The sequence below is a fragment of the Caecibacteroides pullorum genome (genome assembly GCF_019239235.1).
Taxonomy (GTDB): Bacteria; Bacteroidota; Bacteroidia; order Bacteroidales; family Bacteroidaceae; genus Bacteroides; species Bacteroides pullorum.
In genome coordinates this window covers 96,793-112,990 of the sequence record NZ_JAAZTS010000012.1, presented here as the reverse complement: position 1 = coordinate 112,990, position 16,198 = coordinate 96,793, and the positions used below count along the sequence as shown (strand labels likewise).

The window sequence follows — 16,198 nt, the reverse complement described above, 5'->3', positions numbered from 1 at the left end:
CTGTTCGACAAGACTAATTTCAATGATGTCAAAGATCTAAATGATCCCCTGATTCCGGGGCTTTTTGATTAATTGTTTAACTCGTCCCATTTTAACGGGACACTAATGTTGGTGAATATGTAAATACAACATGCCCCAACACGACCAAAAGTATCCCATAAAATTTTAAAATTCTAATTTCTTTCATGCGTAAAGAACTTAGGCTTTAAAATAAACCGATATAATTTGCAACTTTTCATCACATCTCTCACTATTACGTCTAATGATTTTAACAGGATTTCTTGCGACAACGCAATTGTTAGGAATAGATTTACAAGCAACAGAACTAGCACCTATTTTTTTATATATAGCCTACGGGGGATGATACTCCTGATGACTATAATAGCACATGGATTGACACACTTTACCATGGCGTAGTTGGAGGAGCTGCGATCACCACAAAGTCGGCATCACTGTAGGCTTTTTCGCCATCTAGTGTGGCTGTCTGGTTCAGCTCTTTTTCAGCCAAATATTTCTTGATGTATTCGTCCTGGATGGGGGATTTGCGCTGATTGATCAAATCTACTTTCTCAGGTATGACATCTACTGCCGTCACCTGATGGCGCTGGCTCAACAGGGTGGCAATAGAAAGTCCTACATAACCGGTACCGGCTACGGCAATCTTATAGGTTCTCATAAGTTCGTTGATTATTTATTTTCGTATCAATATTTCTATGCCTTTTTTATTAAGGCACTTTCATGTTCGTGTTTTCATACATACGCTTTGGCGTTTCCGCTCAATATCACATTGCAGGATAAGTCTCGGATATTGAAGTCTGTTTCAATGCAACCGTATTTATGGGAGCCTTCAGAGGTTGAATATACATTTCCACAGAGCGATTGATATATACGGATAATTTCCTCTTCCGGTAAATTACACTTGGAAAAAGTGGTTGTCGTAGCTATTGAGTCAGCGACTTTTTGCATTTTCATCAATTGGGGCAACTGGCGGGTATGCGAAGAACCGTGATGAGGAATTTTGACGAATGAAACGTTTTTAAGAAAATCCTTGTCTAGGAACTGTACATCGTCTCCCATCAGATCACCACAGAACAGATAATCGAAATAGTTGATTCTTAGAGCAAACATGATAGACAACCGGTTGAGACCAAAACACTGGTTGGCGCAGGTATTTCGTAAAAGCCTTGCACCACAAGGAGCCAGGAAATAGAATTCTGCGGTAATCTTCCGCCCGCTTCGGCGTTCTTCAAAGGTCAGTTTATGGTCGCAATGAGTCACCGACGGGTTTTTTACGACCATGCTCATGTTATATTTTTTGCCCTTGTTATAATGTTCAAACAGATAGTCCATACCTGCCCGTGCTTCGTCAGTCATATCCAGTTCCTTGCTGAGCATAGCGGGGAGAAAAATCTTCGCGCGGGCCTCGCTGTCGGCTTCGGACAATAATTTCTGTATTCCTACGGAATGGTCGGTGTCCGGGTGTGTCCAGATGAAAGCGTCAATCGATGAAATCCCCAATTCCCTGATCTTCTCAAGCGTTCCGTTGAACGCGCTATCGTTCTCGTCGCCAATCTGGTACGAGTCAATCACGAATGAATAAAGATGCCGGTCACCGTCGTCAATCACACCCAGCACCGATTCGCCTTCCGAAACATAGCCGATGGTGAAAATCCTGAATCTTAACTTACGGAAATCTTCAATGGGAAACCTTTGGTGACAGCTGTTCATGACTGGAAAAACTTGGCTTATTTGCGGAAACCCCGCGTTCCGTTTGCCGATTTATGCGCAGAAACAGTAACACGGACACTGCGTGTAACCCCCGTAACGGAAGGATTCATCGTGCGCACATATTTTACGTTTACAGTAGAAGCACGTTTGGCTGATAGAGGTTTTGTGGATATTTTCATTATTTGTATAGTTGTTCTGAAAAACATAAGGTCGTTTCTTCTTCGGCGGCACGTATTGCACGCTCCAGACATTTAGGAGTGTGTTTCCCGTCCTGAGGAACTGGAAGATATACCATGGTCATAATGTGTGAAACATATTCTTCTTTGTCCGTTTCATCCGTAACTTTTCGTAAATCCCGGTTTAAATCAATGTCAAAGCCGCCGTCTTGGTATGTCTCCGACGATTGTCTGTTGATGGCATTGGTTCCCGTATTGGGGAAAGCTTCTGCATCCAACACAGACCACAGGTCTTCCTCAGAAACAGCTACAGCATGAAGCATCCGGCAGGTGTAAGAGGTGATATTCAGCAGCGGAGTGAAAGCAGACATATCAAGTAATGATGCCATTCCTTCGATATGTTTATCTTGGAATCTCTGCCCTTTAAGGCGGAAAATGAGAGCAGTGAAATAAGCACCGATATACAACGTCGCCTCATAGTCGGTAAAGTCGGCAAAGTCATTTATCACATAAACTTTTTTGCTGATAATGTCTTCGATGGTGATATCCAATTCTACGGAGATGTCGTCTACGTTTATGATTTGAGCTTCCTCTTGCGTGATAATACGTTCACGGAAAGAACACCCTTTGTTGTTTTCTCGGATTTGGGTCATATACTGATCCTTAAAATCAGGCAAACTTGAATATACAATTCGGATATTCAAATCTTCTGCAAACTGGCTGATTGTATCTGTATATACTTTCTTTTTGCACATGGATGTTCTTTTTATTTTAGACTGGAAATAACAGGTTTACAAAAATAGATGATTTTGTCGGTTTTGCCTAATTTTTCCTCTGTTTTTTGTGAGAAATTTCCGTAAACAGAGGGAGCAAAGCGTGTGATAATATATGCTAACGGCTAATACAGGGAGGCTTTACGCCTTCTTCTCCACCATAAACTTATTGATATGGCAACGCAAGTTGTCCGTCGACGTGCCCGTCTTAATCTGCCTGATGAAGGGATGCAGGCTCTCGATGAACTCGGCCGTCACGATGTTCTCCCGGGTAATGAAGACGTTGTCCAGCCGACGCCAGGCCAGCAGGGCGACGTCGTGGGCCGAGTCGCACAGCTCGATCTGAGCGATGAACTCGTGCAGGGAGGCGACGTTGGGGATGTAACGGAAGAGCTTCAACTCTTCTTTCGTCAGCCTGGACACTTCTTCGGCTTCCTCCGGAGTGACGGTGGGGAGGGTGCTGATGTGGTTGCCGTAGATGTGCTGGGTGACGTGCGGAGCGGTGGCGGCAAAGATGACGCTGCCGCCGTAGACGTTGAAGGTGTTGTGGACGGTCTTGCCGTCTTCACTCTCGTTCTGGAAGGTTTCTATTGTATGCATAGGGCGCTGTGTCTGGTTGTTTTTCAATCGTTATTCCACCGGCATTCAACCGTTTTTCAATGCCCGTCGGAATGCTTGGATGGAAAGATATTTTACTGTAACTTTACGTCAAATTAATCATCAACCGTTAACCTTTAATCGTTTGTTCGTATGATTGACACTGTCTTTTCTTTTTTCAAGGCTCCCATCCACAACAAGGTGCCTGCGGGAGTCTGTAGCGTGCGTAGCCTGCATGCTTATATCACGGGCGATGCCCACTTGCGAAAACTGACGGCCGAGGTTCGCTCCGTGGCCGGCGACCGGACGGAATACCGGCGACGGAAGGTGGCGTTGCTGCCTTACGTGACCCCGGCGGGCGTCTTCTCGTATTGTAAAGAATCGTGTGTGCTCGTTCCTTCGGGGCTGTTTGTGGTGGACATCGACCACCTGGCTTCGCCTGCCGAGGCTGCCGCGTGGCGCGACCGGCTGGCGGATGACCCGCTGCTGCGGCCCGATCTGGCGTTCGTCAGTCCCAGTGGTACCGGGGTAAAGCTCTTTCTGTCGTATCGGCTGGCTTCGGACGATGTCCTCGCCGAAGCGTTCGGACGGGCCATGCGTGCTGCCTGGGACTACCTGGAGCTGACGTATGGGCTCCAGCCGGACCAGGCGAACAAGGACCTGTGTCGGGCATGCCTGCTGGCCCATGACGCGGATGCCCGGATCCGCCAGCCGGAAGGGCAGCAAGGATAGCCCCTAATTATTAATTCTCAATTCTCAATTTTCAATTTTCAATTCTCAATTAACCATGGATTCCATCGAATCATTGCAGCGGCTGGTAGACGCTGTGGAAAAAGCGGGAGCGAACATCGCACCCACCTACCAGGAGTATATGCCGCTGGCTTTTGCCGTGGCCAACAGTTGCGGCGAGGAGGGCCGGAGCTATTTTCACCGGCTGTGCCGGCTGTCCGACAAGTACCGGCCGACGGAGGCGGACCGCCTCTATGACCGGGCGCTGAAAGACGGGCGACGGCAGAATTCGCTGGGAACGGTCTGGCACCTGGCCGAGCTGGCCGGCGTGAAGCCGGACCCGAAACTTGCAAACTTGCAAGCTTCCGAGGCGCCTCGCACACACCCACGCGCGTGCGCAGAAGGCAGCGGGGCGGAGACGGCGACAACGGGGGAGGCGGACAGCCTGCCCTGCTTCCCCGACTATGAGTGGCCGGGATTCCTCCGGCAGATGGTGGACTGTGGCGACACGGCTGCCCAGCGCGACGTCCTGCTGCTGGGAGGACTCACCGTGATCGGGGCGACCGTCAACAAGCTGCTCTGTATTCCCTACGGACGGAAACTGAAATATCCGTGCCTGCAGACCTTTGTCATTGCGCCGCCGGCCTCGGGAAAAGGCGTGGTGGCCTGGACCAGAAGGCTGGCCGAACCCGTGCACGACACCTGCCTGACCGCCTACCGACAGGCGATGGAGGCCTACCGGCGCGAACATGCGCAGTGGGAATGCCTGGGCAAGGAGAAGGGTAAGACGGACGAACCGCAGAAACCGGCTCTGAAGCTGTTCATCATTCCGGGCAACAACTCGGGAACGGGCGTCGTCGAAAACCTGATTGATGCCGACGGGGTGGGGCTGATCTGCGAGGCGGAGGCCGACACGGTCAGCTCGTCTATCGGTGCCGACTACGGGCACTGGAGCGACACGCTGCGCAACTGTTTCGACCACGAAAGGCTGGCCTTCAACCGGCGTACCAATCACGAGTACCGCGAGTGCCGGATGTCGCTGCTCAGCGTGCTGCTCAGCGGGACACCCGCCCAGGTGCAGCCGCTCATTCCCTCGGCTGAGAACGGACTGTTCTCCCGACAGGTGTTCTACAACATGCCGCCCATCTGCGAATGGGTGGATCAGTTCGACACCGACGGCGCCGACTACGACCGGCGTTTTGCCGACTGGGGCCGGCAGTGGGAACGGGTGCTCCGGGCGGTGCGCGGCGCGGTGGGCAGCATCTGTTTCGAGCTGGACGAGGCGCAGCGCCGGCGCTTCAACGAGCGGCTGGCACGGCTCTTCAGCCAGGCGGGTATGGCCCACGGCGACACGATGAAAAGCTCCGTGGCGCGTATTGCCATCAACCTTTGTCGCCTGATGAGCCTCGTGGCGCTGTTGCGGGCCCTGGATCCGCTGCTCTCCGCGGGCGAGGAGGCGGAAGATCTGTCCGCCCTGGGGGCCGGCGACCTGACGCGACGCCTGCTGGGCTGTCCGGGCCTGAGGCCCTGCGACGACGTACCCCGCGAGAACGTGGCCGACGGGGTGGTGTCCCGGCTGCTGCTGACTGTCGGCGCGGCCGACTTCGAGGCCGTGCTGGCGCTGGCCGATCCGTTGTATCGTCATGCGTGTCATGTCTTGTCGTTTTTGCCTGCGGCCGATGTGCGTCCGGCTCCGGCGGCAGGGCCCGAAATCCTGTTCGACTACCTGCCCCGGCAGTTCACCCGTCAGGAAGCGCTCGAGGAAGCCGTGCGGCGGGAGATTTCTCCCAATACACTGGACTCGCTGCTGAAGCGGTTTACCGACCGCGGACTGTTGCAGAAGACGGGGCGTGGGGCGTATGCTTTCTGCTCGCACGTGCGTACCCGTGGGCGTGGGTGAAGAGGCCCGCAAGTTTGCAAGTTGGCAAGTTTATTTTCTCCAGTCAGGAAAAAGTTTTTTTCCAGTCAGGGAAAAAACAGGGAGTAAACCTGCTACCCTCATTCTCAATTTTCAATTCTCAATTCTCAATTATCAATTATCATCGTGTTTCGAATCATTTCCCTCTCCAAAAGCCGCCTGGCGGGACTGTATTTCCCCGAATCGTCGCAGGCGGTAGCCACCAACCGGCTGATGCGCTGGGTGCATGGCTGCAGGCCCTTGATGGCCGAGCTGGAAGCGGCCGGTTACAGCCGGTCGCAGAAGTGGCTGACCGTGCGCCAGGTGGCGCTCATCGTGGCCCATCTGGGCGAACCGTAAACCGGCGGAACCCATCGGAACCCATAAGGACCGTTCCGGCGGAACGTATCTTTGCAGGGTAAATCAACCAATCAACGTTAACCCTTAATCATTCATTTAGTATGGCAATCAAAGTCAAAGCCCGCCAGACCAAACTGGCGGTGGGCCCCTCGAAGGGGCAGTATCGGTTCGTCATGTCGGCCGAAATCTACAGTACGCTCAAGGAAGACAAGGTGGTGAGCGAAGCAGCTATCCGCTCGGGTATCTCACGGGGCAGTATCAACGCGGCCTGGGAAGCCATCGGCGACGTGATCCGCGCCTGGGCTACGGAAGGTCATTCGGTCGCGGTGCCGGGGCTGGGTACCATGCGTTTCGGGGTGCAGGCCACGGCGGTGGAAAACGTCGAAGACGTCAGCACCAGCCTGATCAAGACCCGAAAGGTGATCTTCACGCCCAACACCGACATCAAGGACGAGCTGAAGAACACGTCCATCAACATCACCTGCTACGACAAAGACGGAAACGTCATCAAGCAAGTCACTTCTACCGATCCCGGCGAAGTGGAAGAAGGTGAAGAGACCACCGATCCTGACGGAACCGGCGGAGGTGAAGAGGAAGGCGGCAGCCCGCTGTAAGAATTGATAATTTGTAAAAACTAAAATTAAAATCTTTTGCTTATGGAAACAACCAACAAGAAAATCACCTGGCAATCCATCGTACATGCCATCATCCAGGCAGCCATTGCGGCCCTGACAGCCCTGGGCATCAGCAGCTGCAGCAACCTTTAAAACGCGGAGGACGATGATCGTAGAACATTATCCGATGACAGTAGGCGGGGAGGACGTGCGCAATGAGTACGGCCTCCTGGCTCGTATCGAGGACGGACCACTGATGGCTTCGGCCGAGTCGGTCCGCTACTTGATTCTGCACTGTTCGGCTACCCGGGCCGACCGGGACTACACCGCCGAACAGCTGGTGAAAGACCATCGCCGGCGTGGCTTCCGCACCGGGGGCTATCACTTCTACGTGCGGCGCGACGGGACGCTGACCCAGTTTCGCGGCCTGCTCGAGGTGGGGGCTCACTGCCGTCCCTACAACCGCTGCTCCATCGGCATCTGCTACGAAGGTGGGCTGGACGGGGAAGGCCGGCCGGCGGACACGCGTACGCCGCAGCAGACGGAGCAGCTGAGGGCGCTCTTCGGCAAGCTGAAGCACCTCTTTCCGCAGGCCCGTATCTGCGGGCACCGCGACCTGCCGGGGACGCTGCCCAAGGCTTGTCCGTGCCTGGACGCGGCGACTGTATTTGGCGAGTGAACGAACTTTTCTTGTTTTCTTTAACTTCTCCAATGGACCGGGGCCTGCAGGGCCTGGCGGAAAGCGCTGAGGCGGTGGGTGTCGTTGCCAGTCAGGTCGGCCAGACCTGACTTCAACAGCGCCTCCGCTTTTTTTTGTGCCTCGGGGCCGTAAGCGCCTGTCAGCGAAGGCAGGTTGACCTGCAGGGCGGTGCCGCTGTCTTTCAGGGCCCGGCAGTCGGCCAGGCTCAGGTAGCGGTAGCGTTCGGGATGGGCCAACAGGGGGACGTAGCCGCGCGAGCGGATGCGCTCGAGCAGGGCGTGGAACCCCATGGGCGGATTGAAGCAGGACGTCTCGACCAGCAGGTAGGTGCGCTCCTCGATCAGGGGGAGCACGTCGTCAGCCTCCAGCCGGGCGGCGAACAGGTTGTCCAGCATGTATTCGGCTGCCAGGGCCAGCCGGACCGGACCCGTATAGGCGTCCTGCAGCCGGGCGAACCGTTCCCGCAGCCGTTCGGTGGTGTTGGGCATGTCCTCCATGACGTGGGGCGTGAGCCACACCTTCCGGATGCCGGCCGACTCCATGTCGGCCAGGATCTGCAGCGACTCGTCCAGGCTGCGCACGCCGTCGTCGACGCCGGGCAGCAGGTGGGAGTGGCAGTCGGTGAGATCCCGGAGCAGGCCGCTCGTGGCCAGGGTGCGTTTAGACCGTTTCCAGAATGTCCAGTTCATTCCTTATGCTTTGTATCTCAATCTTCCTTTTCGCTGTAGTTTCCGTAGCCGTAGTGGTAGCCGTAGCGATAGCCGTAGCGGCCTCCGTGGGCAGCTTCGGTGCCGTTGAGCAGCAGGGCCATGTTCTGGAACTTGCGTTCATCGTAGTAGCCGTCGATGACGGGCAGCATGTCGCGCTCCAGCAGGCCGGCACGCACGATGAACAGGGTGAGATCGGCCCAGCGGGCAATGATGCTGGCATCGGCCACCACCTCGACGGGCGGACAGTCGATGAAGATATAGTCGTAGTGGCTGCGCAGGGTGGCGATGAGCTGTTCCATGCGCGGGCTGAAGAGGAGTTCAGACGGGTTGGGGGGCAGGGTGCCTACGGGGATGACGTCCGGAGTGCCTTCGGACGTGCCGGGCACGAGGACCGAACGCCAATCGGACACCTGGCCGTTCAGGTAGTTGGAGATACCGGTGTGGGGCGACTGCACGTAGCGGCTGAGCGAGGCGCGGCGCAGGTCGAGGTCGAGCACCACGACGCGCTGCTGCTTCAGGGCAAAGCTGGCGGCCAGGTTCATGCTGATGAAGGTCTTGCCGCTGCCGCTGTTGATGGAGGTGACCATCACGACACGGCTGTCCGTATGGGCACCCATCATGAACTCGAGGTTGGTGCGCACCACGCGGAAGGCTTCGTTGATGGTGTTGCGGCTGCGGCTGCGGACCACGAGGGTGGCGGGAGCGTCGGCGGCTTTCTTCCGGGAGGCCTTCTTGCCCGACTGGGGTATCTCGCCGATAAAGGGCAGGTGGAGGTGTTCTACATCCTTGCGGCCGCGCACACGGGTGTTCATCATTTCGCGCAGGAAGATGCCGGCAGCCGGCAGCAGCAGGCCGACGGCGAAGGCTACGAACAGAATCTGGCCCTTGCGGGGCGCCGTGGGGAAGGCGGAGCCGCGGGGAGCGGTGATGACGCGGGTGTTGTAGGCGGTGAAGGCCTGCGACAGCTCGTTCTCCTCACGCTTCTGGAGCAGGTAGAGGTAGAGTTCCTCCTTGACCTTCTGCTGACGTTCGACGGACAGCAGATACTTGGCCTGCGTGGGGTTGCTGGCCAGCTGGCTGACGGTGGCAGCTTCCTGCGTGCGCAGGTTGGCGATCTGGGTGTTGAGGGCCTTGATCTGGTTGTCTACCGACTGGAGGATGGCGGTCTGCATGTTGCGGAGCGAGGCGGTGAGGTCCTGCACCAGCGGGTTCTTTTCGCTACTGTTGGCCAGCAGGCGGTTGCGGTTCATCACGACGGCGTTGTATTCGCTGATTTGACCGCGGATGTTGTCGTTCTCGAGGCCGGAGCTGGCGGGCAGGGGCTGGGTGAGCGACTTCTTGACCAGCTCGCGGCGGATGTACTGGACAGTGCTGAGCTGGCTGTTCAGGGCCAGCAGTTCACGCTTGTTCTCGGCGCTCTGCGACAGATACTGCGAGGCAGCTGCCTGGACGTCGGGCAGGAGGTGTTCGCTCTTGAAGGAGGAAATGTTTTCGTCGACGTGGCCCAGCTCGCTCTCGATGACGCCGAGGCGGTCGGTGATGAACTGCGAGGTGCTGACGGCGATCTGGTTCTTGTCCTGGATCCAGTTTTCGTTGTAGACCTCGATGAGGGTGTTCAGCAGGTCTTCGGCCTTGCGGATGGAGGGATCGCTGATGCTGAGGTCGATGATGGTGGACTTCTCGTCGCCCAGGCTGGCCTGAAGGGCGGCGGTGTAGGCATCGGTGGCGCCCTTCAGGCTGCCCTGGCTGTAGGTGATGTCGCGGCCGATCCACTCGGCGGGGAAGGGGGTGGCGGTGACGGTCAGGGTGCCGACGGGGGTCGGCAGGGAGTCGCCGGGCTGGACGCTGAACGCCTCGTCCCATTCACGGCCGCCCTTGCGGAAGCCGGAGACACGGACAGTGTTGGCATCGGTAGGGCGGAGAGTCAGCGAGACGCCGACACCCTCTTCGGGGCGCAGGAAGCTGACGTAGAGGGGCGACTCCCGGTAGAGCTCACGGCGGCGCAGCCCCTCGCGCACGGTATAGGTTTCGTTCAGGCGAAGGCGGCGCACTACTTCGGTCATCAGCGTGGGCGACTTCAGGGTGAGCAGCTCGTTGTTGATGTTGGTGTTGCTCTGGAAAAGGCCCAGGTCCTGGAATTCGCTGCTGAGGTTGCTGCTGCCGCTGTTCTTGCCGTCGTCCTTGATGAGGATGGAGGCGGTGCGGGTATAGAGCGGGGGAGTGGACACCAGGTAGAAGACGGCGACGCCCAGGGCGACGCAGACGGAGAGAACGAACCAGTACCACTTGGGCAGGAACAGGGCCCAGAGGTCCTGCAGGCGCAGAAAGTCGTCGGCAGGACGGGCTTTCTGGGAAGGAGAAATGTTTTCGGCCATATCGGTTGGGGATGATAATACGGGGTTAAAAGGTAAAATTTTACTTGAACAGCAGGACGCCCAGCGAGGAGAGGAACGAGGCAATGCTGATCCAGAGGCTGACGGACTTCACGCTGTTTTCGTTGATGGTAGACTGTCCGGCACGCACCTTGTTGGGCTGCACGTAGATGACGTCGTTCTGCTTGAGGTAGTAGACAGGCGAGTGGAAAAGATCCTGTGTGCGCAGGTCCACCCAGTGGGTGACGCGCTGGCCGTCTTCCTCGCGGACCACGAAGACAGCGTCCCGCTTGCCGTAGATGGTGAGGTCGCCCGCCATGCTGATGGCTTCGAGCAGGGTGATCTGGTCTTTGGTGATCATGTACTTGCCGGGGTTGTTTACTTCACCCAGGATGGAGTAGTAGAGGTTCATAAACTCGACGGTGACCACGGGGTCGTTGATGAGGTTCTCGTCCATCAGCCGCTTCTTGATGAAGGAGGCAATCTCGCTCTTGGTCATGCCGGCCACGTAGAGACGGCCCAGGACGGGAAAGTCGATGTAGCCTTCGGTATCGAGGGTATAGCCGGACACATCGCCGCTGGTGTTCTGCATGTTGTTGTCGCCCACCCGGTACTGAACGCGGGGCAGGTTGAAGAGGGCGGCCAGCTGCGGGTCCTTGCTGCTGACCAGGATGGAAATCTGGTCTTTGGGCTGCACGGTGATGTCGCGGGCCTCGGTGATGGCTTCGGGACGGTTGACCTGGATGTCCTGGAAGTAGACGATCTTTTTCGATGTGTTGCACGAGGCCAGCGCCAGGGCCAGCATCGCCATAAGAAGGATTTTCTTCATGGTTTATTTTTTCAATGTTGAATTATGTTGTATGATTTTTTTTCTCCAATAGAGGTTGAGGGCGGTCCAGACAACGACGTCGGCCAGGAACAGGGCCGTGATGGGCACGAAGTGGATGGCGACGACGTTGACCACGACAAAGGCCAGCGAGAGGCCGACGATGCTCATCATGGCCTGGCGGTGGCTGAAGCCCATGTCGAGGAACTTGTGGTGGATGTGGTTGCGGTCCGGCAGGAAAGGGCTGCGGCCGCAGCGTATGCGGTGGATGAAGACCCGGATGACATCGAGCATGGGAACCAGCAGGAACGAGAAGGCCAGGACGATGGAACCGGGCAGCCGGGCGTCCTTGACGGGTTCGGCCATGCTGAGACGGACGCTGAGGACGCTGAGCAGGAGGCCGATGGTCAGCGCGCCGGTGTCGCCCATGAAGAGCTTGCGGCCGCGGCTGGCCTGGCCGAAGACGTTGCTATGGAAGAACGGGATGAGGACACCCAGCGCGGCGAAGCTGAGGAGCGCATGCAGCCGGTCGCCCAGGTAGGTGAAGAGGAGGCCGAACGCCAGAAAGGCGATGCCGCTCAGGCCGGAGGCCAGGCCGTCGATGCCATCGATGAGGTTGACGGCATTGAGGATGAAGACGACGGTCAGAACCGTGAACGGAAGGCCGACCCACAGGGGGAGGGCATGGATGCCGAACAGGCCGTAGAAGTCGTTGAAATACAGGCCGGAAAGGGTGACGAGGATGCCGCAGATCAGTTGTATGAGGAATTTGGACCGGTAGCTGACGCCGATGAGGTCGTCCATCAGGCCACAGAGGAACAGGATGAACAGCGCACTACTGATGGTGAACACTTCGAGCGTCAGAATCCTGCCCAGCATGGGAGCGCCGGTCAGCTTGTTGTAAAGCAGGATGGCCATGAACAAAGCGATGGCGATGCAGGGGAAAAAGGCCAGGCCGCCCAGGCGGGGCACATTGCCCTTGTGGAGCTTGCGTCCGTCGTGCGAATCGAACAGGCGACGGCGGGCGGCCACCAGGGCGATGCGGGGCAGGACGAAGCGGCTGCCCATCAGACCCACAATGAACGCAAAGGCTGCGCACAGGTAGAATGTCGTGGTTGTATCCATAGGTATTTATTAAGGGGTTGCATCTATTGAACGATCCGGACGTATTCGGGGCTGACCTTGATGGCAGCAGCCAGCAGGTTGGGGATTTCGACCAGCAGCTGGGGCGACCGGGCGCCGCGTATCTTCAGCAACCGGCCTGTATAGCCGTCCATGGGACCTCCGATGATGGTGACCTCGGCGCCGATGGAAGCCGGCGTCAGCTCAGACGGGAGGAGGTAACGGGGGGTAGGGGTGCCGGTCACGGCATGGATAAAACGGTTCATCTCGTCGTCGGGCACAACCATTCCTTCGCGGTAGGCGCCCCCACGCCGGTAGCGGTACTGGAGGGTGGGGATGGCTTCGACCAGAGGGTCGAGCATCGCACGCGAAGCATGGGCAAACAGGAGGTCGGGGATGAAAGGGCGTTGCTGGCGCATGCGTTTCCCCTGACAGAGGGTGACGTGCCATTGCATCGGTGTAAAAATTTCAATTCCCTTTTCGCCAAGCTCCTTGTAGGCAGGCAGCAGGCTGTTCGGCCTCTTCAGGTCGCGCATGACATACCATTGGATTTTTTCTTCTTTGGAGGAAATCATAAGATAAGGGTATACCTTCTAGTCCTGCTGTCTGGTATAAGTTATTGAGACAGAAGTGATTAATTGTCTTTTTTGTAGAAATTTGCATGACATACGTTTCTGCTGTCTTTTGCAAATCTGCCTTATTTTGCCTGTTTGTAATTCGTCTTTCTCTTTGTAAGAGAAGGATTAAGACGGCGCAAAGATACAAAAAGTATTGATTATAGTCATGTTTAGGGCTAAATTATTTAATATAATATAATTTGTGTTTCATCTCCTCTATTATAAAATTTACGCCTCTAAAGCCACTCACGTGAATGTCAAATCACAGTTATAATAGCTTACCGTTGTTCTTGATGCGGCCGGTTCGGTCGTGGCTTTTTTGTAGTTTTAATAAAATAGGATGCGGTTCAGTAATAAAAATAAGCGAGCTTATTTTGTATTACTTTCACCTTTCACTACTTTTGCATTCGAAATACTAACCGAATACAAAGACAATGAAAAAAGAAAAAGACAAATCGGACAAAAAAGATACAGCGGCTTCGCCTTCCTTCTTCCGCAAGGTGGCGGCGACCTGGCACAACGAAACCTTGCGCTTCATCGTGGGGTTGATGCTCGTCATCTTCTCCGTCTACCTGCTGCTGGCGTTCTCGTCGTTCTTCTTTACGGGGGCGGCGGACCAGAGCATCCTCGACTCGGGTAACGGAAAGGACCTGATGGCCGTGGACAACGGCGTGAAGAACTATGCCGGATCGCGCGGCGCGCAGCTGTCCAGCTACCTGATCAATGACTGCTTCGGCATTTCGTCGTTCTTCATCCTGGTGTTTCTCGCCGCTGCAGGCCTGAAGCTGATGAAGGTGCGCCATATCCGCTTGTGGCGATGGTTCATCTGCTGCTCGCTGCTGCTGGTGTGGTTCTCGGTGTTCTTCGGCTTTGCCTTCGCCAGCTTGTATGAAGATTCGTTCATCTACCTGGGCGGTATGCATGGCTACAACGTCAGCCGCTGGCTGGCTTCGCAGGTGGGAGCGCCGGGCGTGTGGCTGTTGCTGCTGGTGACGGCCATCTGCTTCCTGATCTACTTCAGCGCACGGACGGTGGTGTGGCTGCGGGGTGTCTTTGCCCTGAACTTCCTGAAAAAGAAGAAAGACGGACAGGAGAAGGCGGAAGGCGAAGTGCCTGAAGAGTTTACGACCTCGTGGACGGCAGAAGGCAAGAAACGTCCGACTCCGACGCCGACACCTGCCGTGGCCGAAGAGCCGAAGCCTGTCGTAGAAGAGAAGGCCGAAGAGGAACCCGAGCCCGAAGAAGAGCCTGAGGCAGAGCCTTCGCAGGAGATTTCGCTCGACCTGGGCGGCCCCTCGCGTCCGGCTGCGACCGGCAACCGTGGGGGCGAAGTGGAGATGACGGTAGAGGCTGCCGAGCCGGAACCTGCCGTGCCGCTGGAGCCCGCAGCGGCCCCACATGCGGACGATCCCGAATTTCAGGTGGAGACGCACGAAGAAGAGGAGTATCAGGGCCCTGAGCTGGAGCCTTACAATCCGCGCCTCGACCTGGAGAACTACCATTTCCCCACGCTGGACCTGATGAAGCACTACGACAACGCTGAGCCTACCATCGACATGGACGAGCAGAATGCCAACAAGGACAAGATTGTGAGCACACTGCGCAGCTTCGGCATCGAAATCAGCTCCATCAAGGCGACCGTAGGACCTACGGTGACGCTCTACGAAATCACTCCCGAACAGGGTGTGCGCATCTCGAAGATACGCGGACTGGAGGACGACATCGCCCTGAGCCTCTCGGCGCTGGGCATCCGCATCATCGCGCCCATACCGGGCAAGGGTACCATCGGTATCGAGGTGCCCAACTCGAACCCCAAAATCGTGTCGGGGCAGAGCATCATCGGCAGCAAGAAGTTCCAGGAATCGACCTACGAACTGCCTATCGCCTTGGGTAAGACCATCACGAACGAGGTGTTCATGGTGGACCTGGCCAAGATGCCCCACGTGCTGGTGGCGGGTGCCACCGGTCAGGGTAAGTCCGTGGGTCTGAACGCCATCATCACCTCGCTGCTCTACAAGAAGCACCCCGCCGAGCTGAAGTTTGTGCTCGTCGACCCCAAGAAGGTGGAATTCAGCATCTACTCCGTCATCGAGCACCACTTCCTGGCCAAGCTGCCCGACGAGGCCGAACCCATCATCACCGACGTCACCAAGGTGGTGCAGACGCTGAACTCCATCTGTGTGGAGATGGACACACGCTACGACCTGCTGAAGGCGGCCCACGTGCGCAACATCAAGGAGTACAACGAGAAGTTCATCAACCGCCGCCTCAACCCCGAGAAGGGCCACAAGTACATGCCCTACATCGTGGTGGTGATCGACGAGTTCGGCGACCTCATCATGACCGCGGGCAAGGACGTGGAGCTGCCCATAGCGCGCATCGCCCAGCTGGCACGTGCGGTGGGCATCCACATGATCATCGCCACGCAGCGACCCACGACGAACATCATCACGGGTACCATCAAGGCCAACTTCCCCGCGCGCATCGCCTTCCGCGTGTCGGCGATGGTCGACTCGCGCACCATCCTCGACCGGCCGGGCGCCAACCAGCTGATAGGCCGCGGCGACATGCTCTTCCTGCAGGGGGCCGACCCCGTGCGCGTGCAGTGTGCCTTCATCGACACGCCCGAGGTGGCCGAGATTACGAAATTCATCGCCCGCCAGCAGGGCTACCCGACGGCCTTCTACCTGCCCGAATACGTGGACGAGAACGCCGGTGGCGGCGACCTGGGCGACGTGGACCTGGGACGCAAGGACCCGCTCTTCGACGACGCCGCGCGCCTCATTGTGACACATCAGCAGGGCTCCACCTCGCTCATCCAGCGCAAGTTCTCCATCGGCTACAACCGTGCCGGCCGCCTGATGGACCAGCTGGAAAAGGCGGGCATCGTAGGGCCTGCGCAGGGCAGCAAGCCGCGCGACGTCTACTTCACGGACATCGTGTCGCTGGAGGATTTTTTGAGTAAAATGTAAATATC

15 protein-coding genes and 1 pseudogene are annotated in these 16,198 nt (G+C 56.8%); 7 read left to right on the top strand and 9 right to left on the bottom strand.

The annotated features are described in order from the left end of the window. Nucleotides 1-338: 338 nt before the first annotated feature. The 4 genes and pseudogenes from HF894_RS09750 to HF894_RS09735 all read right to left on the bottom strand — a co-directional run. A pseudogene (locus HF894_RS09750) lies at nt 339-676 on the bottom strand (3-hydroxyacyl-CoA dehydrogenase NAD-binding domain-containing protein); the annotation flags it as partial. Between the two features lie 74 nt (nt 677-750). Continuing rightward, nucleotides 751-1,728 carry a ComEC/Rec2 family competence protein gene (locus HF894_RS09745; RefSeq protein WP_204971947.1) on the bottom strand — a complete coding sequence of 326 codons (978 nt, stop codon included), beginning with the start codon at nt 1,726-1,728 and terminating at the stop codon, nt 751-753. A 178-nt stretch (nt 1,729-1,906) separates the two neighbouring features. Further along, entirely contained in the window at nt 1,907-2,557 is a 651-nt protein-coding gene (locus tag HF894_RS09740) for a hypothetical protein (RefSeq protein ID WP_204971945.1), read from the bottom strand. Nucleotides 2,558-2,818: 261 nt separating this feature from the next. Continuing rightward, nucleotides 2,819-3,277, bottom strand: coding sequence for a hypothetical protein (locus HF894_RS09735; RefSeq protein WP_204971943.1), 459 nt, complete (start codon nt 3,275-3,277; stop codon nt 2,819-2,821). Between the two features lie 150 nt (nt 3,278-3,427). Between HF894_RS09735 and HF894_RS09730 the strand changes: the two genes are divergently transcribed. The 6 genes from HF894_RS09730 (at nt 3,428) to HF894_RS09705 (ending at nt 7,553) form a co-directional block, all read left to right on the top strand. Further along, nucleotides 3,428-4,006 (top strand): BT4734/BF3469 family protein, encoded by a 579-nt coding sequence (locus HF894_RS09730; RefSeq protein WP_204971941.1) that lies wholly within the window; start codon nt 3,428-3,430, stop codon nt 4,004-4,006. 55 nt (nt 4,007-4,061) lie between these two features. Next, complete coding sequence (locus tag HF894_RS09725) at nt 4,062-5,903, top strand: DUF3987 domain-containing protein (protein WP_204971939.1); 1,842 nt, start codon at nt 4,062-4,064, stop codon at nt 5,901-5,903. Nucleotides 5,904-6,047: 144 nt separating this feature from the next. Next, nucleotides 6,048-6,260 (top strand): DUF4248 domain-containing protein, encoded by a 213-nt coding sequence (locus HF894_RS09720; protein ID WP_317196545.1) that lies wholly within the window; start codon nt 6,048-6,050, stop codon nt 6,258-6,260. Between the two features lie 101 nt (nt 6,261-6,361). After that, nucleotides 6,362-6,874: an HU family DNA-binding protein gene (locus tag HF894_RS09715; protein ID WP_204971937.1), complete on the top strand. Its 513-nt coding sequence runs from the start codon at nt 6,362-6,364 to the stop codon at nt 6,872-6,874. Between the two features lie 42 nt (nt 6,875-6,916). Next, nucleotides 6,917-7,027 (top strand): smalltalk protein, encoded by a 111-nt coding sequence (locus HF894_RS09710; protein WP_204971935.1) that lies wholly within the window; start codon nt 6,917-6,919, stop codon nt 7,025-7,027. Nucleotides 7,028-7,040: 13 nt separating this feature from the next. Next, the gene (locus tag HF894_RS09705; RefSeq protein ID WP_204971933.1) at nt 7,041-7,553 is read left to right on the top strand and encodes an N-acetylmuramoyl-L-alanine amidase; all 513 of its coding nucleotides are present in this window, start codon (nt 7,041-7,043) and stop codon (nt 7,551-7,553) included. 20 nt (nt 7,554-7,573) lie between these two features. On the opposite strand, the gene HF894_RS09700 is transcribed toward HF894_RS09705, so the two are convergent. Genes HF894_RS09700 through HF894_RS09680 form a run of 5 tightly spaced genes read right to left on the bottom strand, consistent with a single transcriptional unit; the run spans nt 7,574 to nt 13,179 of the window. Further along, nucleotides 7,574-8,263, bottom strand: a complete 690-nt coding sequence (locus HF894_RS09700) for a tyrosine-protein phosphatase (protein ID WP_204971931.1) — start codon at nt 8,261-8,263, stop codon at nt 7,574-7,576. A gap of 17 nt (nt 8,264-8,280) precedes the next feature. After that, the gene (locus HF894_RS09695; RefSeq protein ID WP_204971929.1) at nt 8,281-10,659 is read right to left on the bottom strand and encodes a GumC family protein; all 2,379 of its coding nucleotides are present in this window, start codon (nt 10,657-10,659) and stop codon (nt 8,281-8,283) included. 40 nt (nt 10,660-10,699) lie between these two features. After that, nucleotides 10,700-11,485: a polysaccharide biosynthesis/export family protein gene (locus HF894_RS09690; RefSeq protein WP_204971927.1), complete on the bottom strand. Its 786-nt coding sequence runs from the start codon at nt 11,483-11,485 to the stop codon at nt 10,700-10,702. 3 nt (nt 11,486-11,488) lie between these two features. Further along, nucleotides 11,489-12,607 (bottom strand): MraY family glycosyltransferase, encoded by a 1,119-nt coding sequence (locus tag HF894_RS09685; RefSeq protein WP_204971925.1) that lies wholly within the window; start codon nt 12,605-12,607, stop codon nt 11,489-11,491. Between the two features lie 23 nt (nt 12,608-12,630). After that, nucleotides 12,631-13,179 (bottom strand): UpxY family transcription antiterminator, encoded by a 549-nt coding sequence (locus HF894_RS09680; RefSeq protein WP_204971923.1) that lies wholly within the window; start codon nt 13,177-13,179, stop codon nt 12,631-12,633. A 476-nt stretch (nt 13,180-13,655) separates the two neighbouring features. Here HF894_RS09680 and HF894_RS09675 point away from each other — a divergent pair, with 476 nt between their 5' ends. Continuing rightward, complete coding sequence (locus HF894_RS09675) at nt 13,656-16,193, top strand: DNA translocase FtsK (RefSeq protein WP_204971921.1); 2,538 nt, start codon at nt 13,656-13,658, stop codon at nt 16,191-16,193. Nucleotides 16,194-16,198 lie beyond the last annotated feature (5 nt).

Coding starts and splice junctions, on each gene's coding strand:
- HF894_RS09700 (WP_204971931.1), bottom strand. CDS start 8,263: ATGAACTGGACATTCTGGAAACGGTCTAAACGCACCCTGGCCACGAGC.
- HF894_RS09730 (WP_204971941.1), top strand. CDS start 3,428: ATGATTGACACTGTCTTTTCTTTTTTCAAGGCTCCCATCCACAACAAG.
- HF894_RS09725 (WP_204971939.1), top strand. CDS start 4,062: ATGGATTCCATCGAATCATTGCAGCGGCTGGTAGACGCTGTGGAAAAA.
- HF894_RS09715 (WP_204971937.1), top strand. CDS start 6,362: ATGGCAATCAAAGTCAAAGCCCGCCAGACCAAACTGGCGGTGGGCCCC.
- HF894_RS09675 (WP_204971921.1), top strand. CDS start 13,656: ATGAAAAAAGAAAAAGACAAATCGGACAAAAAAGATACAGCGGCTTCG.
- HF894_RS09695 (WP_204971929.1), bottom strand. CDS start 10,659: ATGGCCGAAAACATTTCTCCTTCCCAGAAAGCCCGTCCTGCCGACGAC.
- HF894_RS09740 (WP_204971945.1), bottom strand. CDS start 2,557: ATGACCCAAATCCGAGAAAACAACAAAGGGTGTTCTTTCCGTGAACGT.
- HF894_RS09735 (WP_204971943.1), bottom strand. CDS start 3,277: ATGCATACAATAGAAACCTTCCAGAACGAGAGTGAAGACGGCAAGACC.
- HF894_RS09745 (WP_204971947.1), bottom strand. CDS start 1,728: ATGAACAGCTGTCACCAAAGGTTTCCCATTGAAGATTTCCGTAAGTTA.
- HF894_RS09685 (WP_204971925.1), bottom strand. CDS start 12,607: ATGGATACAACCACGACATTCTACCTGTGCGCAGCCTTTGCGTTCATT.
- HF894_RS09710 (WP_204971935.1), top strand. CDS start 6,917: ATGGAAACAACCAACAAGAAAATCACCTGGCAATCCATCGTACATGCC.
- HF894_RS09680 (WP_204971923.1), bottom strand. CDS start 13,179: ATGATTTCCTCCAAAGAAGAAAAAATCCAATGGTATGTCATGCGCGAC.
- HF894_RS09690 (WP_204971927.1), bottom strand. CDS start 11,485: ATGAAGAAAATCCTTCTTATGGCGATGCTGGCCCTGGCGCTGGCCTCG.
- HF894_RS09705 (WP_204971933.1), top strand. CDS start 7,041: ATGATCGTAGAACATTATCCGATGACAGTAGGCGGGGAGGACGTGCGC.